At 73.7% G+C, this 21,497-nt stretch carries 18 protein-coding genes; 11 read left to right on the plus strand and 7 right to left on the minus strand.

All coding sequences use genetic code 11. From position 1 onward, the window contains the following. Window positions 1-35: 35 nt before the first annotated feature. On the plus strand, window positions 36-308 hold the full coding sequence (locus tag ABIA38_RS08300; RefSeq protein WP_424637806.1) for a hypothetical protein: 273 nt from the start codon (window positions 36-38) through the stop codon (window positions 306-308). Between the two features lie 28 nt (window positions 309-336). Here ABIA38_RS08300 and ABIA38_RS08305 read toward each other — a convergent pair whose 3' ends face one another. Continuing rightward, entirely contained in the window at window positions 337-1,551 is a 1,215-nt protein-coding gene (locus tag ABIA38_RS08305; protein ID WP_424637807.1) for a helix-turn-helix domain-containing protein, read from the minus strand. A gap of 92 nt (window positions 1,552-1,643) precedes the next feature. Next, window positions 1,644-1,808 (minus strand): hypothetical protein, encoded by a 165-nt coding sequence (locus ABIA38_RS08310; protein WP_424637808.1) that lies wholly within the window; start codon window positions 1,806-1,808, stop codon window positions 1,644-1,646. 168 nt (window positions 1,809-1,976) lie between these two features. On the opposite strand from ABIA38_RS08310, the gene ABIA38_RS08315 reads away from it, so the two are divergent. From ABIA38_RS08315 to ABIA38_RS08355, 9 genes are all read left to right on the plus strand, one after another. Further along, window positions 1,977-3,002 (plus strand): DUF3068 domain-containing protein, encoded by a 1,026-nt coding sequence (locus ABIA38_RS08315; protein WP_424637809.1) that lies wholly within the window; start codon window positions 1,977-1,979, stop codon window positions 3,000-3,002. A 189-nt stretch (window positions 3,003-3,191) separates the two neighbouring features. Next, on the plus strand, window positions 3,192-4,376 hold the full coding sequence (locus ABIA38_RS08320; RefSeq protein WP_424637810.1) for a glycosyltransferase family 4 protein: 1,185 nt from the start codon (window positions 3,192-3,194) through the stop codon (window positions 4,374-4,376). A 4-nt stretch (window positions 4,377-4,380) separates the two neighbouring features. Continuing rightward, window positions 4,381-5,106, plus strand: coding sequence for a class I SAM-dependent methyltransferase (locus ABIA38_RS08325; RefSeq protein WP_424637811.1), 726 nt, complete (start codon window positions 4,381-4,383; stop codon window positions 5,104-5,106). Between the two features lie 87 nt (window positions 5,107-5,193). Further along, entirely contained in the window at window positions 5,194-9,750 is a 4,557-nt protein-coding gene (locus ABIA38_RS08330; RefSeq protein WP_424637812.1) for an alpha-(1->3)-arabinofuranosyltransferase domain-containing protein, read from the plus strand. Next, the gene (locus tag ABIA38_RS08335) at window positions 9,747-11,108 is read left to right on the plus strand and encodes a condensation protein (RefSeq protein WP_424637813.1); all 1,362 of its coding nucleotides are present in this window, start codon (window positions 9,747-9,749) and stop codon (window positions 11,106-11,108) included. Before ABIA38_RS08330 ends, ABIA38_RS08335 begins: the two co-directional genes overlap by 4 nt. After that, window positions 11,105-11,833, plus strand: a complete 729-nt coding sequence (locus ABIA38_RS08340; protein ID WP_424637814.1) for a class I SAM-dependent methyltransferase — start codon at window positions 11,105-11,107, stop codon at window positions 11,831-11,833. The genes ABIA38_RS08335 and ABIA38_RS08340 overlap by 4 nt, the downstream gene beginning before the upstream one ends. 2 nt (window positions 11,834-11,835) lie before the next feature. Continuing rightward, window positions 11,836-12,729, plus strand: coding sequence for a hypothetical protein (locus ABIA38_RS08345; protein WP_424637815.1), 894 nt, complete (start codon window positions 11,836-11,838; stop codon window positions 12,727-12,729). Window positions 12,730-12,773: 44 nt separating this feature from the next. Beyond that, a complete protein-coding gene (locus ABIA38_RS08350; RefSeq protein WP_424637816.1) occupies window positions 12,774-12,983 on the plus strand; it encodes a Trm112 family protein in 210 nt (69 codons plus the stop codon). Next, window positions 12,980-13,750 carry an FkbM family methyltransferase gene (locus ABIA38_RS08355; RefSeq protein WP_424637817.1) on the plus strand — a complete coding sequence of 257 codons (771 nt, stop codon included), beginning with the start codon at window positions 12,980-12,982 and terminating at the stop codon, window positions 13,748-13,750. Before ABIA38_RS08350 ends, ABIA38_RS08355 begins: the two co-directional genes overlap by 4 nt. 27 nt (window positions 13,751-13,777) lie before the next feature. On the opposite strand, the gene ABIA38_RS08360 is transcribed toward ABIA38_RS08355, so the two are convergent. Both ABIA38_RS08360 and ABIA38_RS08365 read right to left on the minus strand, forming a co-directional pair. After that, window positions 13,778-14,440, minus strand: a complete 663-nt coding sequence (locus tag ABIA38_RS08360; protein ID WP_424637818.1) for a response regulator — start codon at window positions 14,438-14,440, stop codon at window positions 13,778-13,780. Next, window positions 14,437-15,681 (minus strand): sensor histidine kinase, encoded by a 1,245-nt coding sequence (locus ABIA38_RS08365; protein ID WP_424637819.1) that lies wholly within the window; start codon window positions 15,679-15,681, stop codon window positions 14,437-14,439. Before ABIA38_RS08365 ends, ABIA38_RS08360 begins: the two co-directional genes overlap by 4 nt. 262 nt (window positions 15,682-15,943) lie before the next feature. Between ABIA38_RS08365 and ABIA38_RS08370 the strand changes: the two genes are divergently transcribed. Continuing rightward, window positions 15,944-17,308 carry a tannase/feruloyl esterase family alpha/beta hydrolase gene (locus ABIA38_RS08370; protein WP_424637820.1) on the plus strand — a complete coding sequence of 455 codons (1,365 nt, stop codon included), beginning with the start codon at window positions 15,944-15,946 and terminating at the stop codon, window positions 17,306-17,308. A gap of 73 nt (window positions 17,309-17,381) precedes the next feature. On the opposite strand, the gene tatA is transcribed toward ABIA38_RS08370, so the two are convergent. The 3 genes from tatA to ABIA38_RS08385 all read right to left on the minus strand — a co-directional run bounded on the left by tatA (window position 17,382) and on the right by ABIA38_RS08385 (window position 20,973). Further along, window positions 17,382-17,663 (minus strand): Sec-independent protein translocase subunit TatA, encoded by a 282-nt coding sequence (tatA, locus tag ABIA38_RS08375; protein WP_424637821.1) that lies wholly within the window; start codon window positions 17,661-17,663, stop codon window positions 17,382-17,384. Between the two features lie 117 nt (window positions 17,664-17,780). Next, window positions 17,781-20,630: an HAD-IC family P-type ATPase gene (locus ABIA38_RS08380; RefSeq protein ID WP_424637822.1), complete on the minus strand. Its 2,850-nt coding sequence runs from the start codon at window positions 20,628-20,630 to the stop codon at window positions 17,781-17,783. After that, window positions 20,614-20,973 carry an ArsR/SmtB family transcription factor gene (locus ABIA38_RS08385; RefSeq protein ID WP_424637823.1) on the minus strand — a complete coding sequence of 120 codons (360 nt, stop codon included), beginning with the start codon at window positions 20,971-20,973 and terminating at the stop codon, window positions 20,614-20,616. Before ABIA38_RS08385 ends, ABIA38_RS08380 begins: the two co-directional genes overlap by 17 nt. Window positions 20,974-21,497: the final 524 nt, after the last annotated feature.

Genomic DNA, 21,497 nt, shown 5'->3' on the forward strand with positions numbered 1-21,497 from the left:
ATAGGGGCCGATCCCGAGGATCTACGCTGGCGAGCGTGCCAAACGACGACGAACCGGTCTTCAAGCGGAGCAGGTGGGGGGTCCACCGCTACGAGTACAACGTGCGAAACCCCATCGGCCTGACGCTGACCGTGCTCACCCTGATCGCCGCCGGGGTCCTGCTCCTGCTGATGCACAACCACGCCGGCCCGTTCGCCACCCCCGACCCGCCACGCTGGACGCCCCCCGCGGTGACGCAGTGGGACCCGCCGATCGGGTCACTCCCGAGCTGCCATACGTGCACGCCTTCGGCGACCCACTCCCCCTAGGGCGCACACTGCAACGGGCCCCACCCGCTCAGTCCCGCACCGCCCCCAGCCGTTCGTCGCGCAACCGCCGGGCCCGCAGCACCAGTTCGAGTTCGAAGCGGCGATCCGGCCGGTCCATCTCGTCGCCCAACAGCTCGCGGATCTGCCGCAGCCGATAGCGCACGGTCTGCGCGTGCACCCCGAGCCGGGCGGCGATCTCCGGTGCGCCGCCCCGGGTCTCCAGCCACGCGAGCAATGTCTCGGCCAGCCGCCGGGCATGCGTGGGCGAGCAGTTGTCCAGCGGTGCCAGACAGCGCCGGGCCAGGTCCTCGATCAGTTCCTCGGGCGGCAGCAGGACCAGCGCCTCGGTGTGTTCGGTACAGCGGATCACCCGCCCCTCGGGCAGTTGGCCGCGTTCCATCAGGCGCAGCGCCGTACACGCCCAGTGCAGCGACTTGGGCGCGTCGGCGAGCGGTACGGACGGGCCGATCGCGCCCGACCACCCGGCCATCACCCGACGCAGCAGTTCGGGGCGGCCGGCCGCGTCCGGGTCGGGCAGGATCATCCGGGGCCGCTCGCACTCCATGTCCAGGAGCACATCCCGGCCCACCGCCGGCGCCACCGCGTCCGGGGCCGGGCGCAACAGCACGCCGACGGCCACCTGTTCGGGCAACATCCAGCCGATCCGGGCGGCGTGTTCGGCCAGCGCGCCGGCCGGCTCGGTGCCGTATTCGGTGAGCATCAGCTTGATCAACCGTTTCTGCGCCCACAGTCGTTCGCCCACCTGCCGGGCCGCCGCCTCCGCGTAGCCGTGCACGGACTGGGCGACCAGCCCGTCCAGGTACTCGAAGCCCGCCTCGGCCAGTTCGTACATGGCCGGCGGCGGGATCTCCACCTGCTGGCCGATCTCGGCCAGTCGCCGCCAGGCCAGCCGTACGCCCAGCCGATACACCGCCTGGAGCGAATCGAGCGTGCGGCCCTGGAGCACCTCCGCGCGGCCGAACATCTCGAAGATCTCCAGGCGTTCGTGCCTGCGGTCGTCGGTGGCGAGCAGGTGTTCGACGAAGTCGACCAGGGCGTGGCGGATGGCGACCAGGGCCATCGGCTCGCCCGACTCGTCCGGCACCAGCGGCAGGCCGGGATATTCGATCCGGATGTCGCGCAGGATGTCCCGCGCCAGCTCGGGGATCTCGGCCATGGCCAGATCGGCGAACCGGCGCAGTTGCGGCCGGGGTACATCCCGCCAGGCGGTGCGCACGCTCATGTCGCCTCTCCCTCGCGGCGGATGGTCGACGCCGGTGCCCGAACGCACGAACGGCCGTTGCCGGCTGCGGTTCCCGGCTCGCGGGCTCGGCATCAGGGCTGCGCGGTCGGGGGCGGCGGATCGTTCCGGAACGAGACGAGGGGGGTGTTCGGCTGATCGGGCGTGGTGTGCAGCGCGGCGACGATCCCGAACGCGGCTCCCACGGCGAGGGCGGCGGCGAGGATCACGGTCGATCCGGCGGCGAGCAGTCTGTGCATGCTTCGACGAGCCTCTCGATCGGAGGGCACCCCGCCCATTCCCATGCACCGGCTCTATATCAGCACAGTGTGCGAGGTGTATTGACACTCCGTCAAGAGTGCGCCTACGGTTCCCGGCCTGAGACAGACGTGCACGTCCCCGAGGCCGCTCGCCGTCAGGAGTGCCGGATGCGCCGCACCACTTCGTCCCGCTCGTCGATCCCGTCCCTGCTCCTGCTGGGCGCCGGAGTCTTCCTGCTCGTGCTGGCCGCGATGCTGGCCTGGTACGTCGAACCGCAGGCCAAGCGCACCCCCGTCGACATCGACGACACCGTGGTGTTCGCCGGTACCGGCAGCTACTTCGACACCACGACCCTCAAACCGGTCGACCACAAGACGCTCACCGTCACCCGCCACGTGCTCGGCAATGTCGCCGAGTCCGAGCGCAGCGGTCGGGCGGTGTGGGACGTGTCCACCACGATCGACACGCCGGACACGCTCACCTGGCACGACCCGCGCAAGTCGTACCAGTGGACGGTGGCCCGCTGGGTGACCGACCGCCGCACCAATGCGCCCGTGCACTGCTGCGGGGAGACGCCGGCGATTGCGGGCGAGGCGTTCCTGAAGTTCCCGTTCGACCTGGAGAAGCGGCAATACCGCTGGTGGGACGAGACGTTGGGGGCGGCGATCCCGCTCGACTACCGCGGCACCGCGAAGGTGCGCGGACACACCGGCTACCGCTTCACCGGCACCGTGCCGGACACCCGGATCGGCACCCGGCAGGTCCCGGGCACCCTGGTCGGGCTGCCCGCGCAGGGCCAGGTGATCGCCGAGGAGTGGTACGCGAACGCCGGCGTCGACCTGGTCGTCGATCAGCGCACCGGGCGGGTGATCAACGCCAAGATCGCGCCGCGCAAGACCCTGCGCGCGCCGGACGCGGCCACCGCGTCGGTGGTGCTCCTGAACAGCGACCGGATCGAGTTCACCCCCGAGACCCAGCGCAAACAGGTCGACCTGGCCAAGCACGACGACACCAAGCTGACCGTGGTCGGCGAACTCGCCCCGCTGGTGGCCTCGTTGCTCGGTGCCGTGCTCACCGCGGCCGGGGTGGTCCTGCTGGTCCGCGGCCCGCGCGAGCAGGGCGCGCGGCACCCGCGCCGGCGCCGATCGGCACCGGTGGCCGGGCCGGCCGCCGGCCGACCGGCACCGAGTTGACGGTTCGTCGGAGCCGGCCGCGACGAAAGTTGTCACCTGGGTGAGTAGCAACCCCGCACGGCGTGCCCAAAACTACGAACTCACCCCGCACATCCCGTACTTCCCACGCACCGGCACCACGTTCGACCTCTTGGACCGTTTCGCGAACCGACCTCGTTCGATCCAGGCCAGAGACGAGTTGGAGCTCGCATGCCCCAGCACGTACCCCCCGCGTTGCGTCCGGTGACGCCCCTGTCGTCGGTCGAACCCCCGTCGGCGCAGGCCCGCCGGCCACCGCCGCGTCCGCACCCTTCCCCACGTCGCATCGTCTTCCTGGCCCGCCGCGACCTGGCCAACCCGGCCGCCGGCGGGTCCGAGTTCCTGATCGACCGGCTGGCCGACGGGCTCACCGCCCGGGGACACCGGGTGACCCTGCTGTGCGGCGGGCCCGCCGCCGAGCGGGACTACCGGGTGATCTCGGCCGGCGGCGACGCCGACCACTACCTGCGCGCCCGTCGGGCCCTGGACCGCCGGGTCGGCGGCTGCGATCTGCTCGTCGAGGTGTGCAACGGGCTGCCCTATCTGACCCCGCTGTGGCACCGCGGCCCCACCCTGTGTCTGGTCAACCACGTGCACACCGACCAGTGGGGGATGCGCCTTCCCGGCCCGGCCGCCCGGCTCGGCCGCCGCCTGGAGCGCTGGGGCCTGGCCGGCGCCCATCGGGGCAATCTGATCGTCGCGGTGTCCGGCTCCACCGCCGCCGCGCTGCGTACGCTCGGCGTACCGGCCGACCGGATCCGGGTGGTGCACAACGGCGTCGAGGAACCCGGCCCGCTGCTCCCCGAGTCGGACCGACCGCTGTTCCTGGCGGTCGGCCGGCTGGTCGAGTACAAGCGGATCGACCTGCTGCTGCGGCTGTGGGAGCGGGTCCGCCCGGTGACCGGCGGCCGGCTGGTGATCGTCGGCGACGGCCCCGAACGTGATCGGCTGCGCGCGCTCGCCGGACCGGGGGTGTTGTTCACCGGACACATTTCCGAGGCGGAGAAGCACCGACTCCTGTGCTCGGCCTGGTTGTTGCTGCATCCCTCCCTGGTCGAGGGCTGGGGCCTGGTGGTCACCGAGGCCGCCGCCCGCCGCACCCCCGCGATCGGCTTCGACATCCCCGGGCTTCGCGACTCCATCGACGACGGCGTCACCGGCGTACTCGCCCACGGGGAAAGCTCGTTCGCCGCCGCGTGGTGCACCCTCGCGCTCAGCCCCGACCGCCGCGCCGCGATGCGCCGGGCGGCCGAACTGCGCGCCGCCCGCTACCGCTGGACCGCCACCGTGCGGCAGTTCCGCGCGGTGGCCGCGGAAGCCGCCGGCCGCGACACCGGCACCGGCACCGGGTGGTGACCGCGTGAAGGACCCGTCGCTGCGCCGATCCATCGCGCTGTGCCAAGCCTTCCGGCACGAGCAGCGCGACCCGGACCGGTGCTACGACCTGCTCGCCCGCGACGCGGCCGACCAGGTCGAGCGGCACGTGCGGCTGCGCGGCCGGGTCGTGGTGGACGTGGGCGGCGGCAGCGGCCACTTCACCCGCGAGTTCCGCCGGCGCGGCGCGCACGGATTCCTCTTCGAGCCGGACCTGCGCGAGCTGACCGCGCGCGGCACCCCGCCCGAGGGCGCGGTCGTCGCCGACGGCTATCTGCTGCCCCTCGCGGACGGCGTGGCCGACGTGTGCTTCTCCTCCAACGTGCTCGAACACGTCGCCGACCCACGCACGTTCCTCAGCGAACTGGTCCGGGTCACCCGCCCGGGCGGGCTGATCTACGTCTCCTTCACCAACTGGTTCTCCCCGTGGGGCGGCCACGAATGGGCACCCTGGCACTACCTGGGCGCCGAACGTGCCCGCGCCCGCTACCTGCGCCGCACCGGCCGACCCGCCAAGCACACCCTGGGCGAGAACCTGTACGCCGTACACATCGGCCCCACGCTGCGCCACGTCCGGGCCCGCCCGGACGTGGCGGTGGTGTCCGCGCGCTCGCGCTACTGGCCCTTCCTCCCCGGCGCGGTCACCCGCGTGCCCGGCCTGCGGGAGCTCATCACCTGGAACCTGCTCCTCATTCTTCGGCGGTGCCCGTGACGGCGGCGCCATCGCCCGACGCATCCGTCGGTCCCGCTGCCGGCTCCCCGGCGCCCGGGTATCGCGCGCGCTTTGCAGGAGGCACTCGTGGCTGAGACGACCCTGTCCCTCCCCCCGGCGCGGCCGGCCGAGCCGCCCGCCGTGCCGTCGGCGGCCGAACCACCGGCCGACCGACCGCGCGGCAGGCGCTGGTTGCCGGGGTTCTGGGCGCTGGTCTTCCTGGCGTTCCTGGCCCGCTCGCCGGGCCGGATGACGTTCGAGACCAAACTCGGCGTGGTCACCGACCCGTGGGGCTTCCTCGGCGACCTGGGCAGCCTGTGGCACGACCGGGCCGGTTTCGGCGGCCTCACCGACCAGTACGTGGGCTACGCGTTCCCGATCCTGCCCTACTACGCGCTCGCCGATCTGGTCCATCTGCCGGTGTGGTTGGCCGAACGGTTGTGGCTCTCGCTGATCGTCACCGGCGCGTTCTGGGGGGCACTGCGGCTGGCCGAACGGCTTCGTGTGGGCACCTCGCGCAGCCGGCTGCTCGGCGCGGTCGGCTACGCGCTGTGGCCCACGTTCACCATCGTGATCGGCTCCACCTCGGCCGCCGTGTTGCCCGGCGCACTGCTGCCGTGGGTGTTGCTTCCGCTGCTGAACACCCGGCTGAGCCCGCGCGCCGCCGCGACCCGCTCGGCGCTGCTGATCCCGTTCATGGGCGGGGTCAACGCCGCTTCCACGCTGGCCGCGCTGCTCCCGGTCGGGCTGTACCTGCTCAGCCGGCCGGCCGGACCGCGCAGATGGCCGCTGCTCGGCTGGTGGGTTCTGGGTGTGGTGTTGGCGACCGCGTGGTGGGTGGTCCCGCTGCTGTTGCTGGGCGTGTACGGGGAGAACTTCCTGCCCTACGTCGAGCAGGCGGACACCACCACGAGCACGATGTCCGCGACCGAACTGCTGCGCGGCGCGGGCGACTGGGTGGCGTATCTGAACTTCGGCGAGCCGTGGTTGCCCGCCGGGTGGACGGTGGCCACCTCGGCGATCACCATCCTGGGCTCGGCGTTCGCCGCCGCGCTCGGCCTGGCCGGGCTGGCCCGGCGCGATCTGCCCGAGCGGCGCTGGTTGTCGCTGGTCGTGCTGACCGTGGTGGCCATCGCGCTGGCCGGCTACGCGGGTTCGCTCGGCGCGCCGTTCCACGGGCCGGTCCGCGACTGGGTGGACGGGCCGCTGCGGCCGTTCCGCAACATCTACAAGTTCCAACCGGGACTGGCCCTGGCGCTGATCCTGGGCCTGACCCACCTGGTCGGCACGGTGCGCGGGCCCGCGCGGCCGGTGGTCAACGCGCGCCTGGTGCCCGCCGTCGCCGCGTTGCTGATCCTGCCCGGTCTGGCCTGGCCCTACCTGAACGGGACGATCCTGCAGCCCGGCGCGTTCAAGAAGCTGCCGCACCACTGGCAACAGACCGCCGACTGGCTGAAGCAGAACTCCGCCGACACCCGCGCCCTGGTCGTCCCGGCCACCGCGCACGGCCTGTACACGTGGGGCTCGCCGATCGACGAACCGCTCGACCCACTGGCCGATTCCCCGTGGGCGCAACGGGACTTCGTCCCGTTCGGGACCCCCGGCGCGCGGCGGATGACCGACGCGATCGAGCAGGCCCTGCTCACCGGCGGCGAGGTACCCGGACTGCGCGACTTCCTGGCCCGCGCCGGCCTGTACACCGTCGTGGTGCGCAACGACCTGGACCCCGACCAGATCGGCTACGTCCCGCCGCTCGTGGTCGAACGCACCCTGGAGGCCTCCGGCTACCACCGGGTGACCGGATTCGGGCCGCTGATCACCGGCGGCCGGATCCCCGAGGAGACCCCGATCCAGGTACAGGGCCTCTACACCCGGCGGCAGGCCGTGGAGATCTACGAACCGCCCGCCGGCACCCCGCGACCGGGCCGGGTCGGGGGCCGCGCGGTCGCCGACACCGCGCTGCTCAGCGGCGGCCCCGAGGCGCTGATGCAACTGTCCGCCGACCCGACGATGCGCGAGCACCCGACCGTACTCACCGGCGACAAGCACCCCGGCATCGACAAACCCGCCACCCAGATCACCGCGGACGGACTGCGCCGCGCGGACACCCGCTTCGGCCTGGTCAACGCCAACACCTCGTACACCTACACCGCGGGCGAACACAATCCGCCGGACAGCTCGCAGGGCGCCGGCGACCCGCCGAAGCAGATCCTCCCGGTGTCGGGCGTCGCCCACCAGACCACCGCGGTGCTGCGCGGCGCCGCGTCGGTGACCGCCTCCAGCAGCGGCAACTGGCTCTTCCACCTGCCGCAGTACGACCCGGTCAACGCGTTCGACGGCGACCCGGCGACCGCGTGGGCCGAGGGCAGCGCGGACGGACCGGTCGGGCAGTGGTTGCGGGTGGAGTTCACCGGGCCCAAGGACATCCCCGCGACGCTGCGGGTGACCCCGCTGCCCGGGGACGGGATGCGGGCCGCGCCGACCCGGATCCGGATCGAGACCGATCGCGGCGCACAGGACAGCAACCTGCAGCCGGACGGCACACCGCAGACCGTCAAGGCGCCCGCCGGGCAGGCCAAGTGGCTCAAACTCACCATCCTGGCCGCGCAGTCCACCCGCTCCGGGCTCTCCGGCGCCGGATTCGCCGAGGTGTCCATCCCGGGCCTGCAGGTCTCCCGACTGCTGCAACTGCCCACCGACGCCGCCGCGTCCGACGCGCCGAACCAGATCTGGTCGCTGCACCGGGACAACGACCCGGCCGCACTGTCCCCGGTGGCCGCCGAGGACGGACTACACCGCCGGTTCACCACCCCCGCCGACGCCACCCTCGGCTTCGACATCCGCGCCACCGCGAACCCCGGCCCGGACCTGGACCGACTCGTGGTGAGCGCCGCACCGAACCAGGCCCGCCGAATCACCGCCACCGCCGAATCCACCGCGCATACCGCCCCCGGGCTCAGCGCGCGCAACCTGGTCGACGGCGACCTGACCACCGCGTGGATCGCCGGCGACCGCCCGGTGATCCAGCTGAGCTGGCCGGGCCGGGAGACCATCGACCGGATGGTGCTCGCCCCGGCCGGCGGCCTGTCCACCCGCCCCGAGCAGGTGCTGATCAGCTCGCCCAACGGCTCGGCGACCGCGTCCGTCGACGAGAACGGCCTGGTCCGCTTCGAACCGATCACCACCGACCGACTCACCATCACGATCAGCAAGGTCGCCCCACTGACCATCCACAACCCGCTCGCCGACGACCGCCTGCAACTCCCGGTCGGGCTCGGCGAGATCTACGTGCCGGCGCTGGACAAGCTGCGCACCCCGCCGCCGGACCCGTCGGCGCGGTTCACCCTGCCGTGCGGACAGGGCCCACCGCTGGCCGTCGACGGCGTCCTGCACGCGACCGGCGCGACCGGCTCGGTGCGCGACCTGACCGAACGCCGACCCGTGCGGGTCCGGCTGTGCGCCGACGAGGCCCCGGGCGGCACCCTGTCCCTGGGCCGCGGGCCGCACACCGTCGAGGCAGGCAACCAGGGCGCGCTCGAGGTCACCGACATCACCATCAGCCGAGGCCAACTGCCGTCCACCGCACCGCAGTCCGCCCGCTCGGCGGTGGCCGCCGACTGGAGCGGCGACCGGCGCAGCGTGCGGATGGGGGCCGGCGAGGCCACCTACCTCCAGATGTACGAGAACCACAACTCCGGCTGGAAGGCCACACTCGACGGCAAGGAGCTGACGTCGGTACGGATCGACGGCTGGCAACAGGGCTGGCTGGTCCCGGCGGGCGCGGCCGGCACGGTAGAGCTCAGCTACGAACCGGGCGAGGTGTACCGGGGCGGACTGATCGGCGGCGGCGTGGCGCTGCTCGCACTGCTCGCGCTCGCCTTCGTCCGCCGCCGCGACGCGGGCCCGGCCGACCCCGACCACGCGTTGCCGATCGACCCGCCCGCGCCCGGCCCGATCCTGGGCCTGCTCGCGCTCACCGCCGTACTGGTCTTCGTCGCCGGGCCGCTCGCGCTGCTCGTACCGGCCCTGGCCGTGGTCGCCCACCTGCGACACCGCCTCCTGGTCCCGATCGCGCTGGTCGCGATGGCCGGCGCCGGGATCGCGGCGGCGACCGGGGCCAATGACGCGCTGGTCGACGGCGAGGGCTCGTTCGGGCCGGCCGCCCAGGCATTGGCGCTGATCGCGGTGTGCGCGGCGCTGGTGACGGTGGGCGGCGAGTCGGCTCGGGACGACGGCTCGACCGGGGCGAACCCCGGGCCGTGGTACGGGAGTTGGCGACGCCGGTCGCCCTCGGATCTCGCGGAAGGGGCCCATCCGCCGGTCGGCGGACCCGGATCCGGCGCCACCCCGGCCGGCGCGCCGGACCCCGAGTACGGCGGCCTCGCCGCGCTCTTCCCACCCCCGCCGGCCGCTCCCCCGCCGCCCGGCGCGGTGGTGTCCACGGCCGAGCCCGGGACGGTGCCGGTGGCACCGCCGCGGCCCGACGAACCGCCGGCCCCGGGCGCGCCCGCTGCGGCGTCGACCGAGCCCCAGGCGCAGCCGACCACACACCACGCAGGACCGGATCGGGAGGCCGACACGGCCGAGTTGCCGACACTGCCGACGCTCCCGCCACCCGACGGTAAGGGGAACGAACAACCATGACCGCAGTGCGTCCGGCTCGGCGCGACCATCCGGCCGAGCCGGCCCTCGCCCGGATCCCGTTCCCGCTCGTCGACGAATTCTCCCGGCAACACCAGCGGCCGGGCGAGCCGATCGCCGTGCACATGGAGATCCGGCTGCCCGGGCAACCGGAACCGGCCCGGCTGCGCGCCGCGTTCCGGGCCGCGCTGTGCCGGCACGCCCGGGCGCTGGTCCGCGAGGCGCCCGGGCGGTGGTATCGGCGACGCTACGAATGGGAACTCACCGACGCGCCCGACCTCGAACCGGTCGGCTTCCCGCCGGCCGGACCGGACGCATTGGCCCGGGCCCGCGCGGTGGCCCTGGCCGAGGCACCACCACTGTCCCTGGCCCCGCCGATCCGACTGGAGGTGATCCGCTCCTCGCCGACCGCCGCCGGTTGTGTCCTGCTGTGCACGATCCACCACACCGCCCTGGACGGCCCCGCCTTCCTGCGCGTCCTGGCCAGCACCGCCGAGTTGTACGGCGGCGCCGGCGAACCGGCCGACCCACCGCCGAACCACTCGGCCCGCCCCGCCCCCGGCCGCCCGGCCGGACCCACCCTCGATCCCGGCCCGCCACTGGCCCGTTCGGCCCGGGTCGCCCCGGCCCCCGCCGCCCACCCGGGCCGGCGCGTCGGCAACGGCGTGCTGCTCGGCGAACTCCCGGTCCGCCCCCGCCCACCCGGCGCCGACCACACCGTCAACGACCGCCTCCTGGTCGCCACATGCCTGATGATCGCCCGCTGGAATCGGCTGCACGACGCGCCCACCCGGCCGATCCGGATCACCATGCCGATCGACGACCGCCCGCGCGGCGTCGAGATGCCGATCGGCAACGGCACCCGACTGGTCGAAGTCCGCTTCGGCCCCCGGGAATACGCCGGCGAACCCGGCCCGGACCAGATCGCCGAACTGCTCCGCCGCACCGCCCGCCGCACCGCCGAACTCAAGGCGATCCGCCGACCACCACTGGGCCGCGGCGCCGCACTGCTGACCGCGCCGGTGCTCCCGGTCGGGCTGCGCGCCGCGCTCACCCGGGGCCTGGGCCGGGCGATCGGCCCGTGGACGTCCAGCACCCTGCTCAGCAATCTGGGCCGGATCCCCTACCCGCTCGACTTCGGCGACGCCGGCCGCGCCGACGCGGTCTGGGTCTCGGCGCCCACCCGGATGCCCCGGGGACTCACCCTGACCACCACCGGCACCGGCGACCGGCTGCACGTGGCGCTGCGCTGGTCGCGCGCCCTGCTCGACGACGAGGCGGGGCGACGGCTCTACGGCTTCTTCGCGGAATCCCTGGCCGCGGTCTCGGCCGTCCCGCCGACCGAGGGCGGCGCACCATGACCGACACCCACGACCTGCGCCCCGCCGAGCTGCGCGACTTCTACGAGGACCCCGCCGTACCGGTGGCCTCCGGCCCCGAACGCAGCCGCCGCCAGGCCGTCATGCTGGCCCGCGCGCTCGGCCCGGAACCGGCGCTGATCGTCGACATCGGCTGCGGCGACGGCTTTGCGGCCTCGGTCGCCGGACCACTGCTCGCCGGACACACCCTGGTCGGGATCGACTGGTCGCAGGACGCGCTGCGCCGCGCGGCGGGCCGGCTGCGCCACCGCGTACGCGGCGAACTCACGGACGGCGGGCTGCCGTTGGCCGATGCGAGTGTGGATGCCGTGTTGTTCGGCGAGGTGCTCGAACACCTGGTGGACCCGGACGCCGCGCTCGACGAACTGCGCCGCGTACTCAAACCGCGCGGCCACCTGATGCTCTCCACCCCGAACCTGGCCGCCTGGTACAACCGCGCACTGCTCCTGGCCGGCGTGCAACCGATCTTCTCCGAGGTCAGCCTGCGCGGGATCCACGGCCGCCCCGGCGCCCAGGTGGTCGGCCACCTGCGGCTGTACACCGCCCGCGCGCTCCGCGAGTTCCTCACCGCGTCCGGTTTCGAGGTGATCCGGCTCGGCGGGGCACCGTTCCACGGCGTGCCGCGCGTCCTACGCCCCCTGGACCGGGCCGTGTGCGCGGCCCCCTCGCTCGCCTCGATCCTGCTCGTCCACGCGCGGCGGGCCTAGCCATGTGGTGGGGAGTCGCCGCGGCACTGCTCGCCAACGTCCTCTACAGCAGCGGATTCGTGCTGGAGAAGCGGGCGTTGACCGGCCTGCCGGCGCTCACCGCGGGCCGCCCGCTGCGGGTGGTCCGACTGCTGCTGCGCAGCCCGCTGTGGTTGGCCGGCTCGCTCGCGCTCGCCGCGGGCTTCGCCGCGCAACTCGCGGTCTATCGCACGTTGCCGATCGCCGCCGCGCAGGGCATCTTCGTGGCCGGCCTGGTCTTGCTGCTCCTGCTGTCCGCGACGGTGCTCGGTGAGCGGCCCACCGCTCGCGAACGGGCCGGTGTACTGGCCGTACTCGCCGCACTGGCCATGGTGGTCGGCTCGCTGCGCGACTCGGACGCGGTCGGCGAGCGGGCTCCGGTCGGCCGACTGCTCGTGGTCTGCCTGCCCGCACTGGCCGCCGGGTTGTGGCTCTACCTGGCCGCCGCGCGGCGCGACCGGGACCCGAATCGGCCGGCCGGGACCGGCGTCGAGTACGGCGTGGCGGTCGGCCTGCTGTACGGGGTCAGTTCGCTCGCGATCAAGGGCGTCGCCGGCCGATTGACCACGCACGGTGTCGGCAACGCGGCCCTGGCACTGCTGCGTTCGCCCTACCCGTACCTCCTGGTCGGCACCGGCGCCGCCGGCCTGGTGTTGTCCCAGACCGCGCTGCAGCGCTGTCGGGCGTCGCTGATCGTGCCGGTGTGCACCACGGTGTCCGCGCTGTTCACCGCCGTTGTGGGCACGTTCGCCTTCGGCGAGTCGCTGCCCGCCGATTTGCCGCGGCTGACCCTGCGCCTGGCCGGCACCGCGCTCGCGGTCACCGTCCTGCTCGTCCTGCCGCGCCACGACGAAGTCCCCGTGCCCGTGCGGCAATAGCCCGCCGAATCGCCGAATCGACCGCCCGGTAGAGGAGTCGCCCGATGGAACCCGACAACCCGCTGCTGCGGATCCTGGCCTGCCCGCTGGACAAGGGCCCGCTGGTCCTGCTGGGCCCGGAGGACGCCCTGTACAACCCCCGGCTGCGCCGCCGCTATCCGATCCTGGACGGCATCCCGCAGTTGTTGCCCTCCTCCGGTGTCCCGGTCTCCGCCGCCGAACACGCCCGGATCACCGAGCGGACCGGGTCGTGACACTCGCCGCGCGGCTTGCCCCCCGGGTGCCGCCGAGGCTGGTCCGCACCGCCGTCGACGTGCTGTATCCGCGCTTCGAACCGGAGTTGCGCCGACTGGCCGACTTCGTCCCGCGCGGCGGCACCGCGGTGGACGTGGGCGGCTGGTATGGGCCCTGGTCGCGCCGGCTGGCCCGGCGCGCCGACCTGGTGCTGACCGTGGAGCCGGTCCCACACCTGGCCGAACTGATCGGCGCGGGTGGGCCGGCCAACATCCGGGTGGTCGCGGCGGCGGCCGGCGATCGGGCCGAGGGCACCGTCGCGCTGTGGCTCCCGCCGGGCGATCGCGGCGATCGGGGCGTGTCGTCGCTGGTCCGCCGGGCCATCCACGACCGGGCGGTGGAGGTGCCCTGCGTCCGCCTGGACGACCTGGCGGCGACCGACGTCACGTTCGTCAAGATCGACGTGGACGGCAGCGAACCGGCGGTACTGCACGGCGCCGAGGCGATCATCCGCCGCGACCGCCCGGCCCTGTTCATCGAGTTGGAGGCGCGCATCCAGTGCCCCGCGCCCGTGCTCGACTTCCTGACCGAACTCGGCTACCGGGGCTGGGTGTTGCCCGGCCGACGGTGGCTCCCGCTGGCCGACTTCGACCTGGCCGCCCACCAGTCCCGCACCGCCCATGTGGCCGACCGCGGCCTGCTGCGCCGCACCCTGGCACCGTTCAACCGCCGCTACGTCAACTCGGTATTGTTCCTGCCGAAGTCCCGCCGCCCGGGTGCCGATTAGGTCGCCGGCCCCGGCCCCCGCCCCCGCTCACAGCAGACCGCGATCGTGGGCGTAGATCGCGGCGTGTGTGCGGTCGCGCAGGCCGAGCCGGGACAGGATCCGGGAGATGTGGTTCTTGACCGTGCCCTCGCTCAGGAACAACCGGGCGGCGATCTCCCGGTTGGTCGATCCGCCGGCGATCAGCCGGAGCACCTCGGTCTCGCGTCCGGTCAGCAGGCCGGGGTCCGGCGCGGCGGGAGGCGGCGGTTCCGGACGGGTCAGGCCGGCGGCCAGCCGGCGGGTGATCGAGGCGTCGAGTTGGGCGACCCCGTCTCGGGCCAGCCGTACGGCGGCGGCCAGTTGCGCCGCCGGCAGGTTCTTCAGCAGGTAGCCGATCGCCCCCGCGCGCAACGCGTCGGCCACGTACTCGTCGTCGTCGAACGTGGTCAGCATGATCACCCGGCAGCTCGGCGCCCGTTCGGTCAGTTCCCAGGTCGCGGCGACCCCGTCGAGGACCGGCATCCGCACGTCCATCAGCACCACGTCGGGCTGCTCGGCGACCGCGACGGTCACCGCGCGGCGACCGTCCGACACCGCGCCGATCACGCTGATCCCGGGCTGGATGCCGAGCAGCGACGCGATCCCCTCGCGGACCAGTTCCTGGTCGTCGACCACCAACACCCGTACCGGGTCGTCCCGATCCGCGCTCATCGGGCCACCGCCTCGGCCCGGACCGGCACTCGCGGCACGGTGACGGCAACCGTCGTGCCCCGTCCGGGTGTTGCCGCCACCTCGACCCGGCCACCGAGCAGCTCGATCCGCTCGTGCATCGCCCGCAGGCCGAACCCGTCCCGGATGCCCGCGAGGGCATCCTCCCGATCGACCTCGAAGCCGCGCCCGTCGTCCGCGACCGCCAACCGCGCCTCGTCCCGACCACAGTGCGCCGACACGGTCACCCGCCCGGCGTCCGCATGCCGCTGAGCATTGGTCAACCCCTCCTGGGCGGCGCGATACAGCGCGGTGAGCGATTCGACGGGGTAGCCGTGTTCGTCCCCCGACATCTCCAGTGTCACCCGCGCCGGCCCGCCGGCCACGTGCCGCACCAACTCGCTCAGCGCCGCCGACAGCGAGAACGGCTCCCCCTCGTCCCGCAACGCCCGTACCGACACCCGTACTTCGTCCAGGGCCCGGCTTGCCGACCAGCGCGCGTCGGCCAGTGCCCGCTCGGCGACCCGGGCATCCAGGTCGCGAAACGCCGATGCCTTCTCCAACTGGATGGCGATCGCGGTGAGGTGATGGCCGAGTCCGTCGTGAAACTCGCGGGCCAGCCGATTGCGTTCACGCACCGCGGACAATCGCTCGACTCGTTCCGCGTACTCGGCCAACCGCGCGTGCGATTCCCGCAGTTCGCCCAGCGCGTCGGCGAGCCGCAGCCGCCCCGCCTGCTCGCCCACCGCGACCACCGCCAATGCGGCGGCGAGTACCAGGGCCAGTCCGGCCATCAGCAGCTCGGTGACGATGTCGGCGCGCACGTACCACCCAGGCACCCACAACACGTTCCCGAGCAGGATCACCCCCAGGCACGCCGCGCTCAGCGCCACCCCGACCCGACGCCCGAACGCGACGCAGGCGGTCAGCGGCACGAGTACGAACAGCGCCCGGGAGACCCCCGAACGATCCAGCCCGACCGCCGCCCCGAACAGCGCGAGTCGCCCGCCAAGGAGCAGCACCGCCGGCCTCGGCGGCGTTTTGTCGGGACAGCGGCGTCGCTCCACCTCGTCGAGCACGAGCAGCACCAGCAGGCATCCGGCGAACCCGGCCAGGCGCCCGGCCCGAACCGGACCGTCCGCCACCACCGCGCCGTACAGCCCGCCGGCCAGTACCGCGAGATAGACCGTCGGCGGCACCCAGGCCATCGGCCGGGCAGTCGATATCGATATCGATCCGGCCATGTGTTCCCCTGTCCGATCCCCGGGTGCGGTGCGCCGAACGATACCCGCGCGCCGCCGCCCCGAGGCCCGGCCGGCGAGCCGCGCCCAAGGTTTGGCCGAAGGTCATGTGCCGTTCGGCCGGCGCACCCCCTGCCGGCCGCGCCCGCATTCCGACCACTCGGCATCTGTGGCCCGACCACCGGGCGTTCCTAGTCTCGGCCTGCCGGTCATCCGCGTCCCCACCCGGCGAACACCCCACGAACACCCCACGAAGGGCAATCCGTTGGCCAAACCGACCCGCCTCCTGGCCGTCGCCGCGGCACTGCTGCTGACCGCGACGCTCGGCTCGACCGCCGCCGATGCCGACCCGCTCGCCGGCTCCCCCTGCACGGTCCGCGTGCCCGGCGCGGCGAAGGTGATCGGCGCCTGCCTCGCCGACCTGACCACGACCGGCACGATCCCGTCCGGGCACACCAATCCGGCCGACTGGGCCGGCCTGGAAGCACCCGGCACGCACAACCCGTCCGGCGTCGAAGGTGTGCAGCTCGACGGTTACTTCCCGGACACCTCGACGACCAACACCAACCACGGCTGGAACCACGACAGTCAGTTCGTCATCCGGCTGCCGAAGAAGTGGAACGGCGGCCTCGTCGTGGCCGGCCCGCCCGGTCTGCGTGCGCAATACGCCAACGACCGGCTGATCTCCGACCACGTACTCGCCGCCGGTTTCGCCTACGCGGCCACCGACAAGGGCAACACCGGTCCCAAGATCCACCAGGACGGCGTGCGCCCCGGCGAGGCGATCGCCGAATGGCATCGGCGGGTCACCGAGTTGACCGTGGCGGCCAAGCGGGTCGCCGCGCGGCACTACGGTCGGCGGCCGACGACCACGTACGCGGCGGGCGCTTCCGCGGGCGGCTACCTGGTCCGCTGGCAACTCGAACACCATCCCGAGTTGTTCACCGCCGGCATCGAGATGCACGGCCTGCTGCTCACCCCGGACTCGCCCAACATCCTGGACACCGCCCCGGCCGCACTGCGCGCGTATCCGAGGTATCGCGCCGGCGAACCGGGCGCCGCCGAGGCGATGTACGCCGCCGGCTACCCGGTCGGTTCCGAGCCGACCTGGGAGTTTCACTACCGCAACCTGTGGGACCCGCTGCAGCGGATCCTGCGCGAGGAGGTCGACCCCGGGTACGACGGCGCGCAGGAGGCGGGCATCCCGTTCTGCCCGGCGAACACCATGCCGGGCTGCGACGCCGACTACGTCTACGCCGACCGGCCGGCCGCCGTACACCGCACGGTTACCCGACTGTCCCTGACCGGGCGGATCAAGCGCCCGCTGATCAGCCTCCAGGGCACCCTCGACGCGCTGCTGCCGATCACGAAGAGCGGTGACACGTACGCCGGGATGATCGACGACGCGGGGCGCGGCGGGCTGCACCGCTACTACCGGATCACCAACGGCACCCACGCCGACGGCCTCTACCAGGCGTTCCCGAAACTGGTTCGCCCGATGGCGCCGTGCTTCGCGGCGGCCTTCGACGCGCTCGCCGCCTGGACCGGCAGCGGCACGCCACCACCCGCGAGCCACACCGTCCCGGTACCCCCGTCGGGCACGGACTCGGTAAATTCCTGCACCCTCTGACCCTGCCCGATCGATCCGCCCGCGCCCGCGTCGAACACGCGGCGCGGGCGGTCGGGTTCAGCGGCGGCCGGCTTCAGCGCCGGTTGGGAGAGGCCTCGCGCTCGGCGGAGACCGCGCGGGCCGTGCCGGCGTCGCCGGGGGCGGCCTGCACCACGCGGGCGGCCTCGGGCTGCGGCTCGGCGGCGGCCGGCTTCGGCGGGTCCTCCTCGCGCATCGCCTTGGCCTCGCTCTTGAGGATGCGCATCGACCGGCCCAGCGCGCGGGCGGTGTCCGGCAACTTCCGGGATCCGAACAGGATGATCACCACGATCGCCAGGACCAGCAGGTGTCCGGGCTCCAACCCGTTGCGAAGCATCGCCACTCCCCTACTTGCACATCGCGGGACATTGCGGGCCTGGGCAGGCCGATGTCGACACAATACTTGCCGTCTTGCGCAACTGTACAACCCCCTCGGCTCGTACAGCAGGTCGGATCAGGCCCGATTCCCCTGCCGCCGATCGTAACGCCGGCGCACCAGCGTCAGGGCCGTCGCGTACAGCGCGAGCACCCCGGCGAGCGCCAGGTAGTACGCGCCGGGCAGCGGCGCCATCCCGAGCGTCGGCGCCACCGGGGACACCGGCAACAACACCCCGATCCCGGCCAGCGCGGCGGCGGCGCCCAGGATCGGCGTGGACACGCTGCCGTGGGCCGCGCCGCGTCCGGCCCGCAGCAGCAGGATCACCAGCGCCTGGGTGAGCAGGTTCTCGGTGAACCAGCCCGCGTGGAACGCCTCCTGGTCCACCTCACCGCCTTGATGCACCATCAGCACGAGCAGCGTGAAGGTGGCGAGGTCGGCAATCGCGTTGAGCAGGCCGAATCCGGTGATGAAGCGCAGCAGTTCGCGCGGATTCAGCGCGCCGGGGCGGCGCAGCGCGGCGGCGGCCGGGCGGTCGAAGACGAACGCCGCCTGCGCCGCGTCGAAGCACATGTTCTGCACCAGGACCTGCGCGGGCAACATCGGCAGGAACGGCAGCAGCAGGCCCGCCATCAACATCGCGATCACGTTGCCGAGGTTGCAGGACAGGGTGATCCGCAGATAGCCGGCGATCGTGTCGGTGCTGCGCCGCCCGGCGACGATCGCGCCGTCGATGGCGCCGAGATCCTTGGACACCAGCACCACGTCGGCGCTCTCCCGGGCCACGTCCACCGCGTCTCGGGGGCAGATCCCGACATCGCACGCGTGCAGCGCGGGCAGGTCGTTGACGCCGTCGCCGAGGAAGCCGGTGGTATGCCCGCCGGCCCGCAGGGCGCGCACGATCCGTGCCTTGTGCTCGGGCGTACAACGGGCGAACACCGTGTGGTCGGCCGCCAGGCGGGTCAGCGCGGCGTCGTCGAGCCCGTCGATCCGGTCGGCGGTGACCACCTCGCCGGGGTCCAGGCCCAGGTCGCGGCACATCCGCGCGGCGGTACCGGGCAGGTCGCCGGTGAGCACCTTGACCGCGACACCCCGCCCGGCGAGTACGGCCAACGCGTCGGCGGCGGTCGGCGCGAGCGCGTCACGCAGGCCGACGAAGCCGATCAGGGTCAGGCCGCGTGCGTCGGCGGCGTCCTCGACGTCGGTGCCGGCCGGGCGTTCGGTCAGCGCGACCGCGAGCAGCCGCAGGCCGTCGGCGGCCAGTTGCTCGGCGAGCCGCTCGGCGTCGGCCCGGGCGGCGTCGTCCAACTCGCGGACCACGCCGTCGAGCTCGACCCGGGCGCACCGGTCGAGCACGTCGTCCACCGCGCCCTTGACCACCACGGTCAGCGGCCCGGCCCGGCCCGGCCGCCGGACCACGGCACACGAGGTGCGCCGGATCGGATCGAACGGCCACGCGGCGACGCCGTCGTAGTCGGCCGGGTCCTCGGGCACCGCGTACAGCCCGCCGCCGCCCGGCACCTGATCGTGCGGTGCCTGGCCGCCCACCGCGTGGTCGTCCGGCTCGGGTTGCGGTACGGAGGACAGCTCGAACCCGGCCAGCACCGCCTCGTCGAGCGCGTCCGGTACCGGCGGGTCGGCCAGTTGCAGCGTCCACCAGCTGTTCAGCGCGGCCCAGTGCAGCACGCTGGGGTCGGCGCGTCCGGCCGGGTCGAGGTGGCAGTCAAGGACCGGCAGGTCCTGGGTGAGGGTGCCGGTCTTGTCGGTGCACAACACGTCGATCGCACCCAGGTCGTGCAGTGCGGGCAGCCGCTTGACGATCACGTCGTGCTCGCGGGCCAGCAGTCGCGAACCCCGGGCCAGCGTCGTGGTCACGATCACCGGCAACATCTCCGGGGTCAGTCCGACCGCGACGGCCACCGCGAACGGCAGCGTGGCCAGGCCCCGGCCGCGCACCACCGAGTCGGCGAGCAGCACCAGGGCCGGGGTGACCAGCATGAAGCGGATCAGCGTCCAGGAGATCCCGTGCACCGAACGGTCGAACGCGGTCGCCCGGCGGCGCGGCGGCCCGGAACGCCCGCGCGGGGTGCCGGCGAAGCGGGTGCTCGCCCCGGTCGCGTAGACCACCGCCGTGCCGCTGCCCGAGGCCACGCTGCTGCCCTGGAAGCACAGGTGGGGTCGGTCGAACACGGGCGTCGCGGCCTCGCCCGACGGCTGCGCGACCGGCTGTTCGACCGGATGTTTGGGCACCGGCGCGGAGGCACCGGTCAGCGCCGCCTGATAGACCGTCAGCCCACTTGCGCGCAGCAGCCGGACGTCGGCCGGCACCAGGTCGCCCGGGCCGAGGCGGATCACATCGCCCGGTACGAGCTGGTCCACCGGGACCTCGCGGGGCACCGGATCCGGACCGCCCGTCTCCTCGCGGCGGCGCACCGTCGCGGTGGTGGCCACGAGTTGGCGCAGCGCGCCGCCGGCCCGCTCGGCGCGGTGCTCACTGGCGGCGCGCAGCGCGCAGCTGACCACGACCAGGACCACGATCACGCACGCCGTGGTCCAGGCGGCGACCGCGGCGGAGACCAGGCCGAGCCCGAGCAGGACGGCGGTGAACGGGTCGCCCGCGCTGCGCACGAAGCGGCGCGGCAGGGTGGGTGGGCGGCGGCCGGCCATGGTGTTCTCGCCGTGCCGCAGCAGTCGCGCGTCGGCCTCGGCGTCGGTCAGCCCGCGCGGGCCACTGTCCAGGACGCGCAGCAGTTCGAGGGCGGACGAGCCGGCCGCGACCTCGGCGAGCGCGGCATCGGCCGCGGCGCCGCTCCCGCGTCGGCCCGAGCGTGGGCCGGGTACTCGGCCGGTCGTGCCGACCAGGTCTACGGCGTCCTGGGCACCGCCCCCCGCGCCGGACCCGGGGACGACCTCAGGCGCCCAGGCCACGAACCCGCCCCGGCACCGCCTCGGACTCGGCGCGCTCGACGAGGCGTTCGATCAGCCAGCGCACCATGATCACGACGTCGGGGTGGTCGACGAGATAGACGACCCGGCGGCCCTCGCGACGGGAACGGACCAGGCCGGCCAGCTTGAGCTTGGCCAGGTGCTGGCTCACTGCGGGCAGGGCGCCGCCCACCCGCTCGGCGAGCGCGGTCACGTCGCTCTCGCCGCAGGCCAGCGCCCAGACGATGTGCAGGCGTGCGGGCGAGGCCAGCAATCCGAAGGCGCCGGCCGCCTCGGCCAACACCTCGACCGGCGGGTCCTCGAAGTCGCGGACCGCTGACGCCACAGTCGTTCTCCCGTCCACTGCCGGCCGTTGCCGGTCCGTGCAAAGGACACCAGTCTAGGTGGTGGTCCTCACTCGCCGGACGGGCTGGAGTTGTCGGCCCACGCTCGCCTCGGCGGGCGGCCTGCGGCCGGGTTGTCCTCAAGCGCCGGACGGGCTGGGGTTGTCGGCCCACCCTCGCGTCCGCAGGCGGCCTGCGGCCCGCCTGTCCTCAAACGCCGGACGGGCTGGGGTCGTCGGGCCACCGTCGCCTCGGCGGGCGGCCTGCGGCCCGCCTGTCCTCAAACGCCGGACGGGCTGGAGTTGTCGCGCCACCGTCGCCTCGGCGGGCGGCCTGCGGCCCGCTTGTCCTCATGCGCCGGACGGGCTGGGGTTGTCGGCCGACCCTCGCGTCCGCAGGCGGCCTGCGGCCGGCCTGTCCTCAAACGCCGGACGGGCTGGGGTTGTCGGGCCACCGTCGCCTCGGCGGGCGGCCTGCGGCCGGCCTGTCCTCATGCGCCGGACGGGCTGGGGTTGTCGGCCCACCG

It is taken from the genome of Embleya sp. AB8 (assembly GCF_049739465.1).
Classification (GTDB): Bacteria; Actinomycetota; Actinomycetes; order Streptomycetales; family Streptomycetaceae; genus Embleya.